Source organism: Butyricimonas sp. DFI.6.44 (assembly GCF_022132345.1).
In the GTDB taxonomy this organism is placed as follows: domain Bacteria; phylum Bacteroidota; class Bacteroidia; order Bacteroidales; family Marinifilaceae; genus Butyricimonas; species Butyricimonas muris.
The window spans coordinates 151,310-175,008 of record NZ_JAKNJD010000013.1 but is presented as its reverse complement, the minus strand read 5'-3'; the positions used below and the strand labels follow the sequence as shown (position 1 = coordinate 175,008).

General features: G+C 43.8%; 14 protein-coding genes. All 14 read right to left on the bottom strand.

Annotation, left to right across the window (positions count from 1 at the left end):
* Positions 1–193: 193 nt before the first annotated feature.
* Positions 194–2,278 carry a thioredoxin family protein gene (locus L0M98_RS17905; RefSeq protein WP_227217068.1) on the bottom strand — a complete coding sequence of 695 codons (2,085 nt, stop codon included), beginning with the start codon at positions 2,276–2,278 and terminating at the stop codon, positions 194–196.
* A gap of 18 nt (positions 2,279–2,296) precedes the next feature.
* Positions 2,297–3,403, bottom strand: coding sequence for a thioredoxin family protein (locus L0M98_RS17900; protein ID WP_227217069.1), 1,107 nt, complete (start codon positions 3,401–3,403; stop codon positions 2,297–2,299).
* A gap of 119 nt (positions 3,404–3,522) precedes the next feature.
* Positions 3,523–4,419, bottom strand: a complete 897-nt coding sequence (locus L0M98_RS17895) for a hypothetical protein (protein ID WP_227217070.1) — start codon at positions 4,417–4,419, stop codon at positions 3,523–3,525.
* Positions 4,420–4,421: 2 nt separating this feature from the next.
* A complete protein-coding gene (locus L0M98_RS17890; protein WP_227217071.1) occupies positions 4,422–6,014 on the bottom strand; it encodes a RagB/SusD family nutrient uptake outer membrane protein in 1,593 nt (530 codons plus the stop codon).
* Between the two features lie 10 nt (positions 6,015–6,024).
* On the bottom strand, positions 6,025–9,672 hold the full coding sequence (locus tag L0M98_RS17885) for a SusC/RagA family TonB-linked outer membrane protein (protein ID WP_227217072.1): 3,648 nt from the start codon (positions 9,670–9,672) through the stop codon (positions 6,025–6,027).
* Positions 9,673–9,760: 88 nt separating this feature from the next.
* Positions 9,761–10,912, bottom strand: a complete 1,152-nt coding sequence (locus tag L0M98_RS17880; protein WP_227217073.1) for a FecR family protein — start codon at positions 10,910–10,912, stop codon at positions 9,761–9,763.
* Between the two features lie 96 nt (positions 10,913–11,008).
* Positions 11,009–11,572 (bottom strand): RNA polymerase sigma-70 factor, encoded by a 564-nt coding sequence (locus tag L0M98_RS17875; protein ID WP_227217074.1) that lies wholly within the window; start codon positions 11,570–11,572, stop codon positions 11,009–11,011.
* 135 nt (positions 11,573–11,707) lie between these two features.
* A complete protein-coding gene (locus L0M98_RS17870; protein WP_227217075.1) occupies positions 11,708–13,036 on the bottom strand; it encodes a MutS-related protein in 1,329 nt (442 codons plus the stop codon).
* Complete coding sequence (locus L0M98_RS17865; RefSeq protein WP_227217076.1) at positions 13,033–14,361, bottom strand: MutS-related protein; 1,329 nt, start codon at positions 14,359–14,361, stop codon at positions 13,033–13,035. The genes L0M98_RS17870 and L0M98_RS17865 overlap by 4 nt, the downstream gene beginning before the upstream one ends.
* 18 nt (positions 14,362–14,379) lie before the next feature.
* Entirely contained in the window at positions 14,380–16,686 is a 2,307-nt protein-coding gene (locus L0M98_RS17860; protein WP_227217077.1) for a Gldg family protein, read from the bottom strand.
* Between the two features lie 27 nt (positions 16,687–16,713).
* The gene (locus L0M98_RS17855) at positions 16,714–17,649 is read right to left on the bottom strand and encodes an ABC transporter ATP-binding protein (protein ID WP_227217078.1); all 936 of its coding nucleotides are present in this window, start codon (positions 17,647–17,649) and stop codon (positions 16,714–16,716) included.
* Positions 17,650–17,795: 146 nt separating this feature from the next.
* Positions 17,796–18,677, bottom strand: a complete 882-nt coding sequence (locus L0M98_RS17850) for a hypothetical protein (protein ID WP_227217079.1) — start codon at positions 18,675–18,677, stop codon at positions 17,796–17,798.
* Between the two features lie 28 nt (positions 18,678–18,705).
* Positions 18,706–20,133 carry a RagB/SusD family nutrient uptake outer membrane protein gene (locus L0M98_RS17845; protein ID WP_227217080.1) on the bottom strand — a complete coding sequence of 476 codons (1,428 nt, stop codon included), beginning with the start codon at positions 20,131–20,133 and terminating at the stop codon, positions 18,706–18,708.
* Between the two features lie 27 nt (positions 20,134–20,160).
* Entirely contained in the window at positions 20,161–23,682 is a 3,522-nt protein-coding gene (locus L0M98_RS17840) for a SusC/RagA family TonB-linked outer membrane protein (protein ID WP_227217081.1), read from the bottom strand.
* Between the last annotated feature and the right edge of the window lie 17 nt (positions 23,683–23,699).

Here is a 23,699-nt window from a genome sequence, read left to right as displayed (position 1 = left end):
GAATGGGAGTTGAATGGGAGATGATACAAATCAACTATAAATAATATACAATTTACATATATATTATTTAACTTATTTTATCTGAAACGGGGAAGAAAATCGACTCCATTTTAAACTTGAACAGCCCTTTGAAAGTTCATTATTCAACTTTCAAAAGGCTGTTCAAAATTCCAAACCAAGTAAAAAATATACTTTACTTCAAGTTAAGAAATTGTTTATACCACTGTATATATTTAGGGTCGGTAAGAGAATCAACTATCTCTTTCCCCCACGCGTTCCACTCTTCCGTTCTCCCCGGCTCCATCGCGAGGACATTCGCGTATAAATCCGCGAACGGAATCTCTTCCGGCTTCATACCTTTACTTGCTTTCTTGTATTCCTTAACGCTACAAACCTTGTTCTTGAACAGTTTGACAATATTTGCCAACCCTATTAATTGACCCGAGTTCTGTAACTTATTTTGTTTAATAAATTGTATCGTTCTATCTATATCTTCGGCAGTAGTTCTTGCTTTCGCGTTATAAAGGACTTGATTTAAGTCGGAATTAATTTGATACGCGACCAACTCATCCACTTTCTCGACACCTGATTTCTCACGAAATTCCTGAATATTCGAAAACAAATAATTCTTCATATCCGAACTAATCATGGAAAATTGAGGGTGATACAGCATCCAAAATTCGGGAGAAACTCTCTGCTCGTCATCAAGCAAAGCGAATAGCTCCACGGCAACAAGCGAAGTTCTCGGGCTAGATATCTTAGCCAGTGCCATCAAATATTTCACCATAAATTCGGGCGAACGCTCACCCATTGCATATCGTGTTTCAAGTTCTCCCACGGCTTTATTATCATCAAAGGTTTCGCTCATCCGTTCGATGAAATCACCTTGCATGAGATTGGACACCCGGTGACGAACATCCCCGTATTTATCGATCATAACCACCACGTTGGGAACAATGACACCATATTTTCTGGCAATTCTAGCTCCCTCCCCTTCTCCAACGTGTATTTTATAATTTATAAAGAACTTATTCAAGTAATCCCCCACCTCTTTGCTAGAGAAGAGTTTTTCATTGATAAGTTTTGAAGTTTGACCGTCGTTGTGGAAATACAAAAATACATACCTACTCTCGAGCAAAGCTCGCTCCATGACCTCTTTCAGTGATGCCAAATCTTCCCAATACACGCCGTCCTTCCCCGATACTCTTCTGGAAGTGAGCCCTATTTTAATAATCCCCTCTTTAACCACCTCATCTTTCACGGTTTCTTGTGCCCGTAAGGCTATATCTCCCAACATTCTCGTGTGTTCTTTACCATTGGCAAGCGAGATAAATAATTTTGCCGCCTCGAATATCGTTCTTTTTTCCGAATCATCCCATACATCCAAATTGGCATCAAGAATATCCAGATAAGCCCTTTCATCATAATTTCCCCGGGCTTCAGCCAATTCGGTTATCTTCAAAAGAGCCTCTTTACGAGGTACATCGTTATTTTTAAGCAAATCCTTAATAGCCGGTACCTTTTCATATTTTTTCGCTGGTAGTTGGTATATAATCATCATATTCAATTCGGTTATAAAAGAATTATAGATCAATTTACCAACCTCTTCTTTCCCGACTTCTTTTTCAAAATATTCCCTATTGGCGCAAACGAACTTCATCTCCTCGCCCTCTATGGTCGTTGCCCGCGAGCGTAACAATGCCCAATAAGTCGGGTTTAGCTTATCCTTTTCTGAAAGTTTTCCCCAAAGGTCATCACCCACGGTTTGAGCTTTCACCACCTCTCCAGAGATAGAGAGCAATTTCCAATATGCCATTTGTTCCGTTTTATCCAGCTTCCCCGACTGATACAACGTTTCATACTCCGCAATGCTGCTTGCCTTTAGACCACACTCGACGTTTTCAATCAACTCCTCGAGCGACATCGCCCCGACAAGTTTATGCATCAGTTTTCCATCAGCATTAATAATCAAAAAGGTAGGATACGCGTCAACCCCGTACTGTTTCCCGATAGCCGGACCTTCACCTTTTTCCATATCGATTTTCACGCAAACAAAGTTCTTGTTGAAATACTCACCGGCAGCTTCAAGCGTGAAGACATTATTCGCCATCATCTTGCACGGACCGCACCAAGAAGTATAACAATCCAAAAATACGGGTTTATTCTCTGTCTTCGCTTGCTCGCAAGCTTTCTCTAATGACAATTCCTGAAAGTTGGTTTGAGCGAAGATAACTACGGAACACAAGAGTCCCACAAATACCAATAATAACTTTTTCATTTTCTTTTACTTGTAATATTAATTCTGTTTTTGTTCCCTAGCATTGAGCATATTTCCCAGTCCGATTTGCAAAGGTTGATGCCCGGTATGCTCGTAAGTGTACTCGTGTAATTTCACCACGCGAGCGTATTGTTCCTCCGTCCCGGAACCCGCGATGAAAATTGTCACGGGAAAATAAAACCAAACCAAATCCTCTCCATCGATTTTCGGGAATTCTTTTTCACATAACACGAGTACTTTTTCTATTTTTTCTTTGTTCTTGTTATCCGCCCAAGCGGCACGCAACGCTTGCGCCAAAGAGGCATAAACATCAAGACGTGACCGAGAGTTAAAATGATGAGGTTTCATCTGTTTTATCACTTTATCCAAGTCATCCATCTTTTCCCGACCGCGAATCATATCTCTCAATTTTATCTCAAAAGCCATCGAGATTCTCTCCAACACTTTTTCCTCACCCATGCTCTCGCGAAATTGGTCGAAATGTGCAAACAGGAAATCCATCGGTTCCGAACAAATCGGGGATAATACCTGATTATCATAAATGTACCAATACTCTCTATTCGACTTTTGGGCGTCCAGAACCACCTTGAACAATTCCGCACGTACTTCTTGTGCTTCCGCGATCATTTGGGCTTTCAACAATTCCTGCAAATAATTTGTCAAGAAAGAAGCATCCCGGTTACCCTCCGCGTATTGTTTTCCCAAACTGGCAATTGAAGCCGACATGGCCTCTTCCACCATTTTTTTAAACTCTGACGGGTCAATCGTGGCGCCGACAATTTGATTTTCTAACCCTTGAGCGGTATTCAGTAACAGGAATGTCGGGTATGCCTGAACGTTGAACTTTTGCGCGAGGACTTTGCCATCTTCCTCCGCACCCGTGTCATATTTCACGCACACGAAATGCTTGTTCATAAACTCACCCAACTGTACGTTCGGGAATACATCGGCAGCCATCACTTTACAAGGTCCACACCACGACGTGTAAAGATCTACAAAAACCATTTTCCCTTCCGCTTTCGCCTTTTCACAGGCTTCGTTTAATGTCAATTTCTGGAAATTTGTCTGCCCGAAAACCAGCGCAGAACACAAAATCCCGACATAAATCAATAGAATTTTTTTCATTTCAGTTCATTTTATACAATACAAAACATACTTCTTTCAATTACGGCAATGTGTTCCTCAACGGAAGAGAGTTTGACTCTCTTCCATTAATAGTAACACTCTATGAATAAACGAATAATCTATATAGAAACCCCTATTTCCTTCAATACGGACACTATAATTCTATACTTGATCATCACGGCATCAAATGCCCCGTACGACGCTTCGAACTCTTCCGGCGTAGAAGTAAATATCGCACTGATATACATTCCGACATCCTGAGTTTCCGTGGGCATATTACCATAATCATAAGGATTCGGGTCTTTCAAGAAACCGACAGTTCTCGGATCAGAGAACCCGTAAGTATTATAAAAACGCCACCCATTACAACCATACAAATCTGCCTGCGTATAGCAGCCGCGTGTCGTCTGATAGAACACTGCCAGTTCTTCAGCATAAGCAGCGATCGGCGTGGCAAGGACTGCATTAAGAACAGCTCCTTTCATGTTCAGCCGTTCCGCATCGCTCATGTCCCCAAATTCGGTAACACGGGAAATCAACACGGTGTTCAATCCTTTGAAAGCCTCCTTGCTTGTTGCCGGATTATAGGGCGTTAAAGATTTCAACAACAAGAAACTGCGAATTTTAATACTCTCGGGCAGAACAGGCACGATTTCTTCACGCAGGAATTCAAGCCCGTCGACAACATTTTCTCTCGGACATAACTCGTAAGCCGAAAACGGATTAGGAGTTTCCGTTCCCCCCAACGCTGATGCACCGAACTGCAAGATTTCGTAATGTGTATAAGAATTACCCCAGTTGTCGACGCGGGTTTCTTGCCCGATCGTATCGTTATAGAACACGGGAATCCCCGTTTCCACGTAGAATTGATAAATCGCCCGGTCGACAGGATCATCCGAATTTTCAATCGTGAACCAATCTTTACCGAGGTTGGAAGGCGTCAAATTATCTTCCTTGTCACACGCCGTGAATAACACGGACAAAAGCAATACATAAAGGAATTTATTCTTTCTCATAATCAATCTCTTTGAAGTTCTCTATTCGGGCGAATCTCGTTCTGGAGTTCTCCCCGGTTAAATTCAATAGCATAGTTCGGAATCGGAATCATCCAAGCCGCACGATCTCGCGTGTAAGCATTCAACTCGTAATAACCGTTTTCATACCAAGTTCGTGAATTTGCTTCATAAGCATTATTCCGGTGACGGATAGTGAAATTATCCGGCAGAGGGTGAATACTGTTCACGGCATAGCGTCGCAAATCAAACCAACGATGTCCCTCGAAGCAAAGCTCCCGACGACGTTCATCGCGGATAAAGTCAATCAATGCCCCACCCGTTTCCGTTACTGACGGAGCTACCACGAATCGTTTGGAACGCAACTTTTCCAACTCGGTTTTCGCATCCCCATCCCGGTTCAACATTGCCAATGCCTCTGCCTTATTCAAAATCACTTCCGGCAAACGAATCAAAAAATCCGCCCCAATCTCGTCATTATCATTATAATCCGTCCACGTCTTATACTTATCGGGAATAGCCGCATGCAAAGAATTCTTGAAAAAAGCGGTTCTGCGCAAATCCCCATCGCCATAACATCTCAACAGCTCCTCGGACACTTGGTACGAAAACGCTTGCTCCGGATATGTATAATCCGGATTCGGATTATTCCAATCGGTCGAAGAATTCAAGAATGTCGAAACAACAGCATTCCCCCCCTGCGTGAAAATCGTTTCGGGCGATGTCCATGAAATCACGTTTTTCCCATCTGTCCAACTGTTCAAATCCATCACCGAATAAGCCCCCGACATTGCCTCGTCTGCGGCGGCAATACATGCCTCATATTCTTCCATATACAAATACACTCTCGACAACAGCGCGTTGGCGGCAACTTCCCCAACCCGCAATGTCGAAGAAGGTATTATACCTTCCAGACAAACAGTTGCACGTTTAAGATCCGTGACTATCTGCGAATACACCGCTTCCACCGAACTACGGCTAAAATATTTATCCTCTATATGTTCCGTGATTTTTAAAGGCACTCCGGCATCACTGGAAGCGGTAGCTTTGCTATAAGGCATCCCGTAGATATTTACCAACAGGAAATAATAACCTGCCCGAAGAAAACGCGCCTCTCCTTCCACCCTGTTCAACAACTCGATATCCTCTTCTTTCGAACGAAATTCGTCCGCCATGTAAATGATGGAATTCAATACCCCTATACTCTTGTAAAACCGTTCCCAATCATTATCCCTGTACTGGTCGTTCTCCAAAGTCAAAAACGGATCAGAACCCCAGTGATAGAAAGAACCCAGTACATTACGCGGGTAATTCGAAGTGTAAGGGAATACCCCCTCCACGAATTCCTCCGCGTCATCATCCATCACGTGCAACCACGGGTAATTCATGGTAAGCCCGCTACTGAAACTCATCGTTTCCTGAGTACTGGAAGTAAGGTTCGGCGTTTGCATAAAACATTCACCTCTAAGCAACTCGTCCAAATCCTGCGCCGTGGTTGCATATCGCTGATTCTGCGAATATTCTTCCAAAAAATCACCGCAAGAGCCAAGACCAAGGGCAAGCACCCCGAATATATAAATTAAAACTCTTTTTTTCATCGCTCAAATTTTAGAAAGTGATACTAAGATTACACGAGTAAGTCGGACGTACCGAAAGATTTACACTCGGCGACGAACCGGACTGGGTAGGATCCTGTCCCCGCAACTTTTTATGGGCTATCGTGAACAAGTTCGTTCCCGTCAAGTTGATATAGGCAGACTTAAGACCTAATTTCTTGCAAAACCGATCATCCACGTTGTAACGGAAAGAAAGCGACGATAAGCGCAAGTAATTTCCACTTACCACCCGGATGTCCGAATTGTCATACATCTCGTAAATATTAGATGCAATTGTATGTGTCACATTCGATCCACTATTCCACCATGGATTAGTATGGGCTCCCGCAACTGTATTCAACGCAGGAATATTGGTATAATTCTCGTCACCCGGCTTTCTCCAACGATTTACAAATTCACGCCGCAAATTGCTTGACGGATTGGGGTTGGTTGTCCCGTATTCGGTACACAATTTCAACAAACGAATTTTGTTACCCAAACTATAAGCCAGATTAAACGATAAACCGAAATTCCGATACCCGAAATAATTCGAGATTCCCCCTTGCAGGTAAGGCTCACGCCGTCCTGATCTCTCCATTACCTCCAAAAAGACATCTTCCCGTTCCATATTGTTATATTTCTTGCTCAGCTCATCCTGCAATTCATCCTCCGCCCCGTAAAAAACAGGAGAACCGTCTACCGGACTCAATCCTTTAAAGCGATATGAATAGAATGTATTCAAAGGTTCCCCGGCAATATCCACGTCACCGGTCAACATATCGGTATACTCGATCTCATCCCGCAACACGTTATTCCGGTTATTTATCGCACTATTTACCAATTCATTCAACACCTGCCCCAACTGAGGATCTATGCGCCAAACAAACCCTCTCTTCCCGCCATCCAGTCCGGCACGGTTGATCGGGGTAAAATTCAAACTCACCTCTATTCCCTTGTTTACAAGCGTCCCGCTATTTACCACGTATTGCTTGGTTCCATTGATTTCGGAAATGGTCTTGGTCAAAAATGCATCCCGAGTCTTTTTATAATAGTATGAAACCGAACCGTTAATCTTATTTTTCAAAAGCGAAAAATCCAATGTAATGTTCGTGGACGCTGTCTTTTCCCATCTTAAATCAGGATTCGGGTAATGGGCTACCTTCGAATTAAACTCACCGTATTTCCCTGAATAGTCAATATCTTGCCTAATAATCATATTCGGGGTCTGGTTACTCAACATATTTCCCTGATAACCGAAAGAACCCCTTAACGCGATGTCATCCACCCAATCAACAGATTTCAAAATATCCTGCTTCACGTTCCAACGACCGGACAACGCCCAAATCGGCATCATTCGATCATTTGCCCGTGACCCGAATAAATTGGAAGCCTCCCCTCGAATATGCAAATTCAACATATAGCGGTTGTCATAATCGTACCCGGCCATCGCATACCACGCTACCGAATTTGTCAAATTTTCCGTGATAACCCCCAAAGCATTGGCACTTGCCATAAATTGGTTATAATATCCCGTGTACGTCTGGGGAATAGAAGAAAACAATTTACCCCGATCTCTATGATACCCACGACGTGTAATATTGAAGCCATCGTATCTTTGAGAATTCAATTCCAAACCGGCAGAACCACTCACGTTATGCTTACCCTCTTTTCCCACGTTCTTGACGTAATTTGCTTGCACCCGGGCCATCCAACTAGTATTGCGCACCTCACTTTTCCGCAATTCACCACCGATAGGACACAAGTCATTCCGTTCCGTCTGGTCGGCACGTAACTTGTGCACGTAATAGGTATCCTCCGTGAAATAAATCTCTTGATTCGTGTTGCTTACCGCGTAAGATAATGTTCCCTCCAGTTTTAAATCGTCGATAACGTTGTAACCGATATGTGCCTGCATATTAATAGCGCTTCCCTTGGTTTTATCCCCGGAATTATCCATTTCGTTCAACACGTTGAAATTAAACACCGGCATAGTGCTACCTGTCCGCTGATAAAAATAACGGGAACCATCGGGATTAAAAGCCGGAACGGCACGACTCATGTTATAAGCATAATCCAAAACGCCTAATTCCGAAGGATTGTAATCACGGCTAGATACATTTCCCTGAAGCTGGAATCGTGCAGTAAAACGCTCGTAATTAGCCGTCAAGTTCAACGTCGTTGAATAGCGTTTGTTATTCTCGCCTTTTATAGCCCCGTTCTCATCGCTCATCCCGAGAGAAGCATAATAGCGGATATTGGTAGAACCACCCGACAGGCTTAACGTATGGTTATGTGAAAACACATCTTGACACACAATATCAAACCAATCCGTGTTCAATGTCTCGTAATACGAAACCAACCGGTTATACTCCTTATAATCGATCGCACCATTGTAATAATCTTGTACCACAGCCTCGTATCCTACCCAGCTATCCACATTGTTATAATAAACACCCCGCTCTACCAACTCCCGGGAAACATCTACCCGCTCCTTTGAATTCATCAGATATATAGCCCGGTCGCTGTAACGCGGACGCCGTGTAAAAGAAGCCGTCCCGGAATAAGTCACGCTGGGAGGACCAGCCTTCCCTTTTTTCGTCGTGATCACAATCACCCCGTTACCCGCTTTAGCACCGTAAAGAGCCGTTGCCGAAGCATCCTTCAACACGTCGATTTGTTCTATATCGTTAGGATTCAATCCCGAAATGGCATTCCCCAACAGATTCACGAAGTCCAAGTCATTGATTTGTGCCGGATCCACGTTCACCGGATCGGTCAAAACCACCCCGTCCAGCACCCACAACGGCTCCCTATTGCCCAGAACAGTCGAAGTACCCCGTATCCTCAATTTCGGTGCGGCACCCACCTGACCGGAGTTCTGCATGAAAATCATACCCGGAATACGTCCTTCCAACATCTGGTCGATGGTGTTCACTCCCGCAACCCTTATATCGTCCATCTTGATGGTTTGCACGGCACTGGTCAACTTACGCTTATCAATATTCTGATACCCGGTTCGCACGATCACTTCATCCAATTGTTCGGCTGATTCTTTCATGACAACACGAAGAGTATCCTGCCCCGTGTATTTCACTTCTTGTGTTTCCATCCCGATAAATGAAAAAAGCAACGATATATTCTCTGCTTTCGGTAAAGTCAACGAGAACGTTCCCTTCGTATCGGTAGCTGTCCCCAGCGTCAAACCTTTCACGATAACAGTTACCCCGGGAAGCGGCTGTTTTTTCTCGTCCGTCACTTTTCCCGTGATACGTACGACTTCCTTTTTCTCGTCATTTCCCTTGCCCGATACAATAATAATCACACCTTGCTCCACGCGATAAGCCAAATTCACTTTCCCGAGAATCGCATCCAATACCTTCTCCAACTCCTCGTTCTCGAACTTCGCAGAAACATCTTTCACCTTTTCTAATTCGTTGTGATTAAAAAAGAATTTATAGCCCGTCTGCTGGCGTAATTCTTGAATTACATCCAACATGCTTACATTCTCGACATCCAAGTTCACCCGCTTCTGCGAGTAAGTTGCCGCCGAAACTTGTAATAGTAAGAGCACCGTAAAAAAACACGTCAGTTTCATCACTAAAATCATTTTTTTTAGACATACCCACTTAGCGGGGTAGCCCTCGTTTCGATTTTTTTTCATACATTTGTCTTGTTAATGTTAAGATTGATACAAAGATTAACACATTTTCAGCCGGCAGGTGGTCGCAACACCTTCCGGTTTTTATTTATTACATTTTTACAGTTATAGTATTATCCTTTACTTCAAAAACCACGTTTGTCGTCATGGATATAATATTCAATATGACCTCGCAGTTATTGTATTTTTCCAAGTCACCCGTGAAAACTAAATCCTTGACTCGCGGGTTTTGATAAAAAACTTTCACATCATACCAACGAGCCAGTTGTTTCATGATATTTTCCAATCTCTCGCCCTCGATAATCCATTTCCCCTCAGCCCATGCCGTGTAGATTTCCGTGTCTACTTTCACGACATCCGCTTCCCGGGTTTCTTTATCGTAGGTTACTTGTTCTCCGGGAGTAATTACCAATGCATCCGGCATCCCTGTTCCTTGGAATGCAACCTTCCCCTCTACCAGCGTGGTTTGCACGAATTCTTCATCGGGATACGCGTTCACGTTAAACACCGTTCCCAAAACTTCGACCTCTCCATTTTCCGTTTCCACGATAAAAGGATGCCCCGTGTCCTTTACCACTTGAAATAAAGCCTCACCTTCCAATCGTACCCTTCTCTCTTTCCCGATAAACCTCTCCGGGAAACTCAATTTTGAATCGGAATTCAGTTTCACACTTGTCCCATCTGCCAATACCAAATTGTACTCACCTCCTCTTGGAATAACAAGTGTATTATATTCCTCTTTTTCCTGTTGCATATCTCGAGAGGTTACCATTTTTTGCTTGTACTCCTCAACCACCCGTTCCAAGACGGACGAATCGGTCAATGCAATTTGTTCTCCCGAATTAAATACTAAAAACGCTTTCATCGTACCCGGTTTCAACGGTTGATTCACGGCTACCGCCTCCGGCTGTTTTACCCGACTATCCGACATCCAATACGTGAATCCCACCCCAAAAAGTATAAGCACCGCTGCTGCATACCCGATGACTTTCTTCCATAAAAATTTACGGGAAGACTTATCGGTATAAGTAACGAACTCCGCCCACGCACCTTCCGAATCTACTTCCCGGGACTCCTCTCCCGTGTAGTACACGTCAAAGTAATGCTTCGCCTTCCGGTAATATTCCCGGTTCGCTTCATCCTCCGCAAGCCATTTCTCCACTAGTTGATTCTCCTCTTCCGAAGATTCATGCAATAGCCGTCGCACAATGATATCCCAATTTATATGCATCCTGTCTGTCATAGTTTCATCACAATTACACACCTAAGACACACCGGAATAAAAAACGGAGTACAAAAAAAATGATTTTAACAAAAGATTTTTAAGCTCACGAACGCATTACCCCTGCTGGAGCCATTCTATCAACAATAGAATCGGCACCAACTTCTCACGCAACATCCGGTATGCCCGTTGTACCTGAGTCTTTACCGTCGTTTCGGCAATATCCAATTGCTCGGCTATTTCCCGATTCTTCTTTCCTTCCACCACCTTCAACAGGATAATCTCTTTGCACCGATCCGGCAATGAGTCTAAGGCTTCTTGTAGACGCCGCTGTACTTCTTCATCAATCACAACATCTTCCGTCCCGGAAAACAATTGTGCTTCAAATAACTTATCGTTATGCTCATCCCGGATTTTACGATCACGCAACACATTCAGACAGCGATTCCGTAAAGAGGTATAAAGATATGCTTTCAAAGAGGTCATCACCTGCAAGGTCTTCGCGTGATCCCAGATATAAAAAAATAAATCCTGTACCAGATCTTTCGCCTCCTCCTCGTCATACAAGTAACTCTCGGCAAATAAAACCATTTTAGCAAAATACTGCTCGTAAAGAAACCGAAACGCTTCCCGGTCACGCTTCTGCAAACGAATTAAAATATCGATTTCCTTATCTTCCATGTACATATTACTATCACAGCAAAAATAAACGATATAATCGAGAAAAACAACCACACCAGTAATTAGCTATAAAACAAATTACCTCATCGACAATTAATCATCGACGAGGTAATTATATCATCCGGAATATCCCCTTTACTTCACTTCCCGAATCAGCTCGACAATCCGCTCATTATTAATGATAATCATACCGTGCTTATCATTGGTTATTCCCGGTTCCAACTTATAGGTGTAAGTCGGTACACTCCCGTTCATCACCGTGGGCAAGTAAGCAAAGGTTGCATTATCGCAATTTTTACCCAACTCATGACCGACCTCGATGATATGCGTCGAGATCATAAAGGAACAAGCGTGGCGCTTTGCCAAAGCCGAGGTCACGGCATACGTGGCATCATAAGCATCCTTGACATTCGTACCCTTGAAAAGTTCATCGAAGATCACCACGAGCCGTTTGGAAAGGCTCACCTCGATAGCCACTTTCTTCACCCGAAGCACTTCCGCGTAAAAATGACTGTATCCCATGTTTATATTATCCGGCACATTGATAGAGGTATACATCCCGTCCTGCACGGTAAAACGCATTTCTCTGGCAGCCACGGGGAATCCCATGTGTGCCATATACACCGCGATACCGAAAGATTTCATGAGCGTGGACTTCCCCGCCATATTCGCTCCCGTCAGGAAAAAAATATTCTTCTGGCGGGTTATGGAAAGATCGTTGGCAACAGCCTTACGGATACAGGGATGATGCAAACCTTTTATCTCGATAGATACCTCTCCCTCTTTCATGGCTTCCGCGAAACAGAAGTCATATTCACGAGCCACTCGTCCGACCACAATATAAAGGTCTATCTCGCAGAAAAGACCGAGTAACTCCTGCAACGGCTTGAGCCATACGCTCCGCAACAAACGGTCGACAGAAAACATCTGACCGAAACTCAAAGGTCGTGTCGTATCTTCCAACAACCGGGCAAAAGCCTTATTATTCAACAAATCCAATCCCCACTTCACTCGTTCTTCCAATGGATTGCCCGCTATATCTTCATTCACCCGCTCGAGAAACGCTTTGCTTTCACGCAAGAAATGAATAGTCGCTTCCATGCCTGCACGCCAGATGCCAAAATGCTCGTCTTTACTAATCAACTCCAAAGACTTCATTTTGCACAGCAACAACAAATTGACAAACCAAGATGTACGCCCGGCATTCCCTATGTACTGGTCGATCTCTTCCAATTCCTCGGAATCACCAGGAAATTCAAGAGCATGCGTTTTAAAATAACGGAAAATCGCTGTTCTCCGGTTGATCTCTTCAGCATCCGTCAAGGGATGGGTAAACATCTGATCCATTAATCGTTCCGCCCCTCTGGTTACCAATCCGCCAAACAGGCTATAAACCGAATTACTGCTATACTTACCCAATATGTTCAAATCGTCCAAAGTCTGTTTATCCGTTTCAAAACTCATGATTTTCCTCCTTCCCCGTTTATAATATCAATGATTCTCTCGTTATTGATGATAATCATTCCGTGTCGGTCATTCGTGATCCCCTCTGCCAGCCGATAAGTATAAACCGGTTTGCTCCCCTCCATTTTAGTCGGAAGATAAACAAAACGAATATTCTTACACCGTTCTTTCAAAACTAAACCGACTTCTATGATATGTGTAGAAATCAAAAACAAGCAATTGGGAACACCCGCGAAGGCTTCCGTCACGGCAAGCGTGGCATCATAAGCATCCTTGACATTCGTACCCCGGAAAAGTTCGTCGAACACGATCACGAGATTCTTGGTCTGTTGCAATTGCATCACGACTTTCTTCAAACGTAATACCTCCGCGTAGAAATGGCTATATCCCATGCTTAGGTTATCGGGCAGATTAATAGTCGTGAACATCCCGTTGCGCACGGAGAACTCCATCGCTTCCGCCGGAACGGGGAACCCCACGTGCGCAAGGAATATCGCGATGGAAAAAGTTTTCATAAACGTGGATTTCCCCGCCATATTGGCTCCCGTGAGAAAAATGATATTGCTATTCTCGTCCACCTCGATCGTGTTGCCTATCGGTTTCGCCAAAAACGGATGGAAAGCACCTTTTATCTTCAACACGTTGCGCTCGGCAGGAAGCACGGAAGCAAAAGCAAATCCTCGTTCCTTAGCGACCCGTGCCACGGCGATATATACATCCATCAAATAAACGTAATGAAGTATCTTTCGGAAATTCTCCCGTTCCTCGAACCGAAGAATCCGGTCATAGACGACGGCTTCCTCGTAATTTATCTTTTTCTTGCCCGCGTACCATGCCCACTTTTCATTGTCCAACAAATTCTTCAAGTTCACATTTACCTCGGTCACGTCTTTACTGTCCGTGCTCCCGGTTTTATTCAGAAAATCATTCAAGGTATTCAACAATTCAAGACATCCCAGAATACCGTTTTGTATCCATGTATATCCCGTTTCGGCACCCATCAGATTTTTCACTTTCCATTCCAGCGTATTATTCTGACTCATCAACTGACTACGGGTATCCGTGTTATCCAGATAAAACTCGATAGCATCGAAAATAGCCGCTCTAAACGGAAATTCCATCCCGCACTCTTGATAGTAATGTATCGCCGCACTCCGGTTAGCAATCAAATCGTATTCGGAAAGGGGGTACTGGAACATCTCTTCCAGTACTTTTGCCCCTCCTCGCGTATGCGTCCTGTTGAAGATTTCGTACACCGATTTGTTAGCCCCGGCGCTCAATATCGCCAAGTCGTTCAAAGTTTGTTTATCTATCCGAAATCCCATTATTTCAATTTCTTTTTATTAATTTCTCTTTCTACGAATCCACAAAATCGTACCCCACAACAACAGAATCACGGGAACAACACCCATGAAGGCAATCTTCACGTACGGCATATCCGGACGTTTCAGATGAATCCCGACATCCGACCCATTCGGACGGCGTACATCCAAAGGCGCCTCCCCGTAAGAGAACCAATGGAACGTCCCGGTTACCAACGGATAATTCGCCACGGCTACCCCTCGTTCTCCAGCTACCCCGTCATTACTGATACAACTGGCATTTCCCAAGATCATGATTCGTTGTTCGCGATCACCTATTTTACGGGATAGAGCCAAAGCCGTCGGGTACATCCGTTCAATCTCTCCCGCCGCGGGATTCAATACCACGGAATCATTCACGAAATCCCGTGTTTCCATCTCATTCCAACATCCGGTAGAATCCGTACGCAATAACTCCTGCACGGTAAAGCCCTTATCCGTCGTGTAATCCAATCCCACGGCATCTTTCATGTTTACCTTCCACCCGCGTGTTACCCACATAAATTCATAATGATACGAGAGTTCTTTCACCGTTTCAGGCACAGCATTTATTATCATGGAATTCGGAAGGATATCTACTTTCTTCTGTACCAGTGTTCCCGGTAACATACGTACACCAAACGGTTCGATAATTGGGTTCATGATGTTTTGCTTTCCTGCTCCGCCCGCAATCAATAGATTGCCGCCCCGTTCGATATACTTGTTCAATTTGGTCATCTCCTCCGAATTTAAAGGAGTGTTCATATCAGCAATAACCAAAATATTTATATAGCCGGGAATATCGGAATCACCTGAAATAGAAACCTCTTCCGTATCGAATCCTTGATTCAGCAACGAATGACGGAAGTTTTTCGCTCCGGCGAACAACAAATAATCTCGTTTCCGCTCTCCGGTGATGGAAGGTTCCCCGTGTCCGGTAAGGAATCCCACTTTAGGCATATCCATTACAAAACGTTTGAACATTACTCCGATTTCCGCCTCACTCGGGTGTTTTTCCATATCGTTAAACAACCGCAGGAAAGCCTTTTGTCCGTTTTTCCGTTCTACCAACCGCACGAAAACATTCCCTTCCGGTTCCAAATCGATTATCTTTTTAATCTGTTCCGGTGTCAGCAATTTCTTGATATCCCAGTCCCGTTTTTCAGACTCCTCTTTTGCGATTTCATCAATTGTTTTTTCTGGATAGCGACTCATCAGCCAAGGATTAGTAGTCACCGTATCATAATAATAAACATATTTCATCTTAATATCCGGCTTGAAGCGAAGATATTGCTTGAAACGCCTTTTATCATCGTTCACCATCTCGGGCCACCCGTAAAAAGCATCTCGATCCAAATAATTCACATAAGTCGTTATCGTCATTCCATCCTCCAGCGAGTTCATGATTTCCTGACTCGCCGGCGTCAGAGTCATCCGTTTCGTTTCCGTCGAATCATAGAAACACATCATCATCGGACGGGATGTAATATAACCAATCAGACAAGTTCCCGCAATCACTCCCAGATATTTTCCCCACATAACACCCTTCGGGGCATACTGGCGGGTTGAATTCAATCTCAAAATCGTCAGTGACAAAAACATTGCCGGTACCGCAATAAAATAGATCACGTCCTCACTACAAACCAATCCGGCAATCATCTCTCCAGAACGTCCTGAAATACAAAGCCAATAGGTAATATCACGCACGAAATCATAACTCTGTCCTACTTGGTTCACGTAGTTCAACGCAGCCAGAATCACCAATGTCCCGATACCGGCAACTACCTGATAGGAAGTCAGCGAAGACACGAACAGACCGATAGAAGCGTAAGCACACAACAATAAATAAAGTCCCAGCAAACCGACTAAAGCTTCTTTGAATCCAAAATTAGGAATAACACAACCGGCAAACAACACCATAATAAATAACACACCCATCAACACCAATCCGTAAAGCATCATGGAAAGGAATTTTCCCAAAATGATATGGGTAGAAGTCACCGGTGACGCGTAAAGCAATTTAATAGAACCGCTGCTATACTCTCGACTCATCAACGACATCGTCAACAAGGGCATATACAAGTACAAATATTGTTGCACTATTGTATACAAGCCGCGCATGCCACCTAATAATGTAGCCGTTTGAAACCCCCACTCGTAACCCAATGTACTCGACTGCGCTTTCTCTCCTATCAACCCGACAAACGTCATCCCTACTTGAAACGCGAACACGACCAAAATAAACCATGCTACCGGAGAATAAAACAGGGTAGCCAACTCCGCTTTTGCAATTTTATATATTCTTCTCATAATATTCTTCTCGTATAAATTCACATACTACTTTCTCCCCTTGGAAGCACTTTTTGATAATTGGGCAAATATTGCGTCCAACGAACTCTTCTCGATCACCAGCTCTATCAATCCCCATCCTCTCGTGACACAAGTTTCAGCCACACGCTTAGCCGTATCCTGATCACCGTCATACCGCAAACGGAATCGTCTTTCCGACAAGGTTTCCACCTTGGAGATTCCCGGCATAAGCAAATCGCACTCCATCGGCGGCGTATCCAATTCCACTAGCAGGGTATTCGGTTGGATATAATTATCAAATTCCTCGATACTGCCCGAAAATATCATCTGTCCGTTCTCGATCATCTTAATATCCCGGCAAGTAGCCTGTACTTCGGAAAGAATATGGGTAGACAACAACACCGAACGCTCTTCCGCTATTTCCTTTATCAAATGGCGTACTTCAGTGATTTGGTTCGGATCCAATCCATTCGTCGGTTCGTCCAACACGACGAATTTCGGCTTATGCACGATAGCCTGCGCGATACCCACACGTTGCTGGTATCCCCCGGAAAGATTCCGCAACACCCGTTTGCTGAAATGTGTAATCCCGCAACGAGCCTTCGCCTCATCCACCGCCGCCTTAATCTGCTTCTTATCCACCATGTGAAGATCCGCACAATACGTCAGATACTCGTCTACCGTGAAATCTAAATGCAGAGGTGCCTTTTGAGGCAAGAATCCGATATTCTTCTTCGCCTCCACCGGATTCTCCCGCAGGTTAATCCCGTCAATAAACACATTTCCTTCTGTCTGCTTTAACACCCCGCATATAATATTCATCGTCGTTGATTTTCCCGCCCCGTTGGAGCCGAGAAGTCCCATGATACCCCGTTGATTAATCTCGAAATTAATATCCCGGATAGCCCATTGGACACTGTAACGATGAGATAAATGCTCTACTTTTACAATTGAATTTTCCATACAGTAATTTTATAATTCAAACATCTTTAATTTTATGACAACACGTCCCTACAATCCGTTTTTCAACGCACTGTTCATATTATTTTCACACTTTTGACGGAATAGCGGGAGGCAGCGAATCCCGCCTCCCTATTTTTCAACACAAATCAATAAGTCGCATTCCCTATTTTAACCAAATCAATATTATATTCTTTCTTGAAATGGGCGACCAAAATATCATACTTCTGTTTTACCAGCGGATAAGTCAAATCAGTTGCCCACTGCTCGGAAGTACGGCGAAGAATGCTTGCCAGAAAATGAGTCAAGTCATCAGATTGCAACAGCGTTTTCGTTTGCCAATTGACATAAGTACACCATTCATATCCTCCATACAGGGGATTAGCCACAAATCCGCGTTTACGAGCATAGTTATCGGACTCTATATCTGCACTAGCCGCCGTAGAATAATCACTAATTTTATAGAATTCCTCCGGAATACTTATCACTTTCCGAACTTGCAACAAATCAAAGAATAGAGATTGAACCGTGTTCTTTAACTCCAATTTCTCCGCTGCCGTTTTATTCTTGATATCTTTATTCATGTAGCCAAAAGCCAAAGAATTATCACCCGTCCTCACGCATATCTCCGGGCGATCCGTCCAACTCAACACGGAATACACCGTATCCGCCATAAAAACCCGATACGGCAAATTCTTTTTCAAGAATTCCTCCGGATAAAATTTCAACCATACCTCATCCAACAAATCCAACATATCTATGGCATATTTCGGTTCACCCAAAGCCAATTTATACAGCGTAGAATTGGCTACTTGATTCCAGTTCAAATCAGCCACGGTAAAATCATACAGAAAATAAGAACCGTATTTTTCATACAATTCCACGATCCGCTCGTCCGATTCAGCATCTCCTCCTTGCGGTAACACATAATCCCGTTCAAACTCTACATTCGGTCCCAAAGCCACATCTTTCGAGCAGGAGCACAAAAATATACCCCCGATCAACATTGCTATTACATATCTTTTTTTCATAACGAATCTCTTTTAATCATTCATAATTTCATTCTGCTTTTCGCTCCGGTTCATAAGCCGAAGCATTTTGAGTCAAGGCTAGATTCGCTCCTATCACGGATTCCGGCAACGGAAGCGTGTACATCGGGTCTTTCTCCTTCAACACATAAGTCTGCAATGCCATCCCGACACCGGGCAACCAAGTATGTTTGATAGAAGGCATCCCGTAACGACGTAAATCCAACCAGCGATGTCCTTCCAAAGTTAATTCCAAACGCCGCTCCAAACGAATCTCTTTCAACAACAGTTCGGGATTACTGATGGCAACATCTTGATAGCCCGTGATACGATTCCGACGCAATTTATTCAGATCTGCCAAAGCCTCTGTGGTTTTATTTTCCCACAACACATAAGCTTCCGCCCGATTCAAGTAAGCCTCGGAAATACGTATTGCCGACTTCGGAGAATCGTCAGTTGCCGATGGTTTTTTATTATAATATTGTCCTCTACTTGCATCATATGAATAATAAAGATCCATTCTTCGATCGTTCTCCCCGTAAGCCATTCTTAACTCGGTAGACATCCCCAGACCACTTTCAATTTTAAAGGTCGACACACTGCCTCCATACATCCAAGTTACCTCTTGAGAGGTATATTTGGTACAAACAAAGTTCGCATCTGCATTCTCTATTGCTGTCAAATTCGTTAATTCCCCTCCTATCCGGATAGCCTCTGTTGCCGCTTCCACTGCCTTTTGCCAATTTCCCATGTAAAGATATACTCTAGAAAGAAGGATCTCTACCGTCGGTCGATTGATTCTGTAATCCGTGGTCACACGACTCTCTTCACCCAGCAATTCTGCCGATTTATTCAAATCTGTCAGAATCTGCTCATACACCTTTTCAACCGTGCTCCGGGCGATACTAACTTCCTCCACCGAAGAAGAAAGCTTCAGAGGTACCCCCAACGCCTGCGGGTTCTCGGTATAAGGCTCCCCGTAGAGATTCACCAACCAAAAATAGAACAAAGCTCTCACTGCCAATGCTTCAGCTTTGATTTGATCTTTTTCCTGCTGAGTTCCTACCGCCTCATCTATATAATCTAGCACGGCATTACAACCTTTGATCCGCTCGAACATGGCATAATAAGGAGTAGAAGCCAATTCCGGGCTCATAACCGTCTCTTCGTACCTCTCCGCATCGGGTTGCCACGTGTAAACCGCAAAAATATTCTTGGTGTAATCCGCTCCCGCTGAAGAGTTGTTCACGTCACAGTCAAGATCATCATCCATATAACTGGTTATAGCTACCGGATGCTCATTCGAGGGATTAGGATATCCCGATCCCAATAACAATTCACGAAAATCCTTCGTTGTCTTAGGAATCACCTCATCTTGAGATTTGGAATCCAGAAAATCTGAACAAGAAGCTATCAGGATTCCTAATACACATATTATTGATAAAACTTTTTCTTTCATTTCTATATTGTTTATCGGTTCCACTCGTTAAAAAGTCACGTTTAAAGAAAGAGATGTCGTTCTACGGGCAGGCCAATTTTTCGTTTCCGGATCCAACCCTTTCCATGCCTTGTCAAAAACAATCATAAACGGATTACTCATACTCCAACTGATACTTGCATACTTCATGTGCAAAGCCTTCAAAATCTTTTCACTCACGCTGTAGGTAAGGGCTATCTGACGACAACGAATCAAATCCGTATTGGCTACCCGAAAATCCGATTGCGCATACATATCATAAGGCGTCATCCTCGGCGTACCGGACAATACCGGTAAATCGGTATAACCGAATGTACTTGCGCTATTATAATTTGGTACGGCAGGGATATCCGTCTGGTCACCCGGTTTCCTCCAACGTTTCTTCAACTGGCGGGAAACATTCTCTTGCGGGGCAGGAACTCCTTTTAAAGAACCGGTATATAATTCGGGCAAACGATCCTGTCCGCCAAACTGCATGGCAAATTGCATCGTAAGAGACAAGCGTTTGTATCTCACCTGCGTATTGAATCCACCCGTAAAATCCGAATCAAAATTGCCGCTACGCACAAGGAATTCCGTAAAATCATCTGTTTTTTCGATATCCATATTATAGAAAAGAGGTTCCCCATTCTCCTGACTTAGCTCTTTATATTGAAAAGAGTAGAAAGTATTATACGCCTGCCCGTCTACGATGGCAGAGCCATTCAAGAAATCCTCCAATGTATTTACCCGTTCATTATTCCGTATCTTGTTGTTCACCTTACCGGTGTTCACAGAGAACGACCATGTCAAATCTTCCGTCCGAACGGGTATAAAATTAACCGTTAACTCGTACCCGTTATTGTTCATCTTGGTTCCGAAAATCTGAGAATTCAACATACCGTTTTCACCCGGGATCTGCCGGGAAGCGATCACGTCACTCTTCTTGCCGTAAGCATTGAATACCACATTCATTCGACCTTTCAAAAAAGAGAGATCAACACTGGCATTCCACGATTTCGTTTTTTCCCATCCTAATTCTTCATACGGCAAAGACTTAATATTCAATGTATACTGGCTATAAAATTGGTTCAATCCCCCGTCTCTCGCGATCAGATAAGGAGATACTTCCTCCACCGAGTTTCCTTGATAACCGTATGAACCGGATATATCCAAAGACTCCATCCAATTCCAATCGCGAGCAAACGGCTCACTGCCTACCCTCCACTTCGCACCGATAGACCAAGTCGGTTCAAACTTATCGTTTTTACTCTGCCCGAAACGATTAGAAGCGTCCAAACGGGCATTGAAATTCAACACGTAACGATTGTCAAAAGAATATACCGCCGTTATGAACTCACTTAAATAATTATTTTCCCGGTTTGTCACCGATGATGCCGTTCTCATCTCATTCAAGAGAGGATTCGCTTGTGCAATACTGTTATACATCGATGTATAAGTTGTCGGAACAGAAGCGAAAGTCTCTCCCCGGTAACGCAAATACCCATAACGTGTATTTCTCGAACCGGTAGCCGTGTTGGACGAAAGTTCCAAACCTACCTGCAAGGTCACGCTATGAAGCTCTTTAAACAATTTGTTAAACACCAAACTATTCCGAAATGACCATGTATTCGTCGTGGCATTCTCTGTAACCAACAATCCGCCAAAAGGGAGTTTGGTCATACCCTCTTCTTTACTGTTGGCGGCAACCTCACCGATCTCGTATCCCCGCAAAGAAGTAATATAATTGGAATACTCCGTGGCGTAAGACTTCACTTCCGACGAACTCACCGAATAAGACAACAACCCTTGATATTCCAAACAAGGCAAAATCTTCCACGAAAGATCAATACTGGAAGACACCATCTTTGTCCGATTTTCGTTGCCCGTGTTATCTATTTCATTCAAGATGTTGTACCCGTACGACCTTTTATTGGAAATAGCCGTACTCGTACTTCCCCACTTCTCGTGATAATACAGCGTGCCGTCCTCGTTGTACAACGGGATCGTACGTGCCGTATTATAAGCATACATAAATGGACTAACCCCATAAGCAAAACCCAATATTTCACGGAAACTTCCGTTCAGGTTCAAACTGATTCTCAAATTCGGGATCAACTGTATCACGGTGTTTGAACTACCGGTAAATGTTTTCCCCTCATTCCCTTTAGCCTCTCCTTTCTCCTCGGCAATACCAATGGATGCACGACTGGAAATTTTCTCTGAACCACCGGTAATACTTAAACTATGTTTATGATTAAATGAGTTACGAAACAAAATATCAAACCAATCCGTGTTCGTATTAGCCATTTTATTATACTCCTCAACCAATTGTTCGTGAGTAATCTCCTTATTCGTCAACTTTTGCACCAATCCCGCGAAACCGATAGGCAACACGGCACTAGAGTAACGCACGCGATCCTCGTACATTTCCCGAGAAAACTGCATCAACTCTTGCGAATTCATCTGATCGTACAACCCGTAACGCGGACGCTGCCCGATAGTAAAATTCCCCGAATAAGAAATAGAAGCGGAACCCGCTTGTGCTTTCTTAGTATTAATCACGATCACGCCATTTGCTGCTTTAGAGCCGTAAATTGCTGTTGCCGAAGCATCCTTTAACACTGTCAGCGACTCGATATCCGACGGATTCAACCAAGAAATCGCATTCGCCGCAATATCTCGCAAATTATCCAAATCACTCGAAAGTGCGGCATCCGTCTGACTCAACGGTTGCGGGTCACGCTGAATCACCCCGTCAACCACCCATACCGGATCTTGACTTCCCAGCAAAGTAGAAGTACCCCGGATCCTGATTTTAGGCGTAGAACCCACCAGTCCGGAAGTAATCCGCACGGACATACCCGGAATCACACCCTGCAACATCTGGTCGATCGTACTCTCACCCGGAACCATAATATCCTTGGCATACACCTTATTGATTGCACCGACATATTTACTCTTGTCCAACGTCATGTATCCCGTCACGACAACATCATCCAATGTCGCCACATCCTCTTTCATCACCACGTTGATCGTATCCTTCCCGGCATAGACAATTTCTTGCGTTTCCATACCGATAAAAGAAAACACGAGAGAAAACTTCTCCGGGGCATTCGGTATCGAAAGCTGATAACCTCCCGTGTCATTCGTTGCCGTTCCTATCGCAAATCCCTTCAACTGAACGGTAACACCGGGTAGAGGCTGCTTCTTCTCATCGGTCACTTTTCCGACAATACGAATAACCTTTGCCTGTTGCACGGCAAGTTCCCGAACAATATACACTCCTCCCTCTTCGAAAAACTCGAAACGAGTATCTTTCAGCACTTGTCGCAACGCTTCGACGACATCCATTTCCGTGATTTTCATCTCACGGCACTGCACTTGTTTCGTCTTACCCGCATCATACAGAATACGGATTCCCGACTGATTCTTTATTTGCTTCAGCACCTCGTTCAAATTCATATCGGACTTTACCGAGATATTCACCTTTTGGGTAAATGCACTAGCCGAAATAAAGAAAAACATCACAAAAAATAACGTCAATTTCATCACTCTAAAATTTTTTT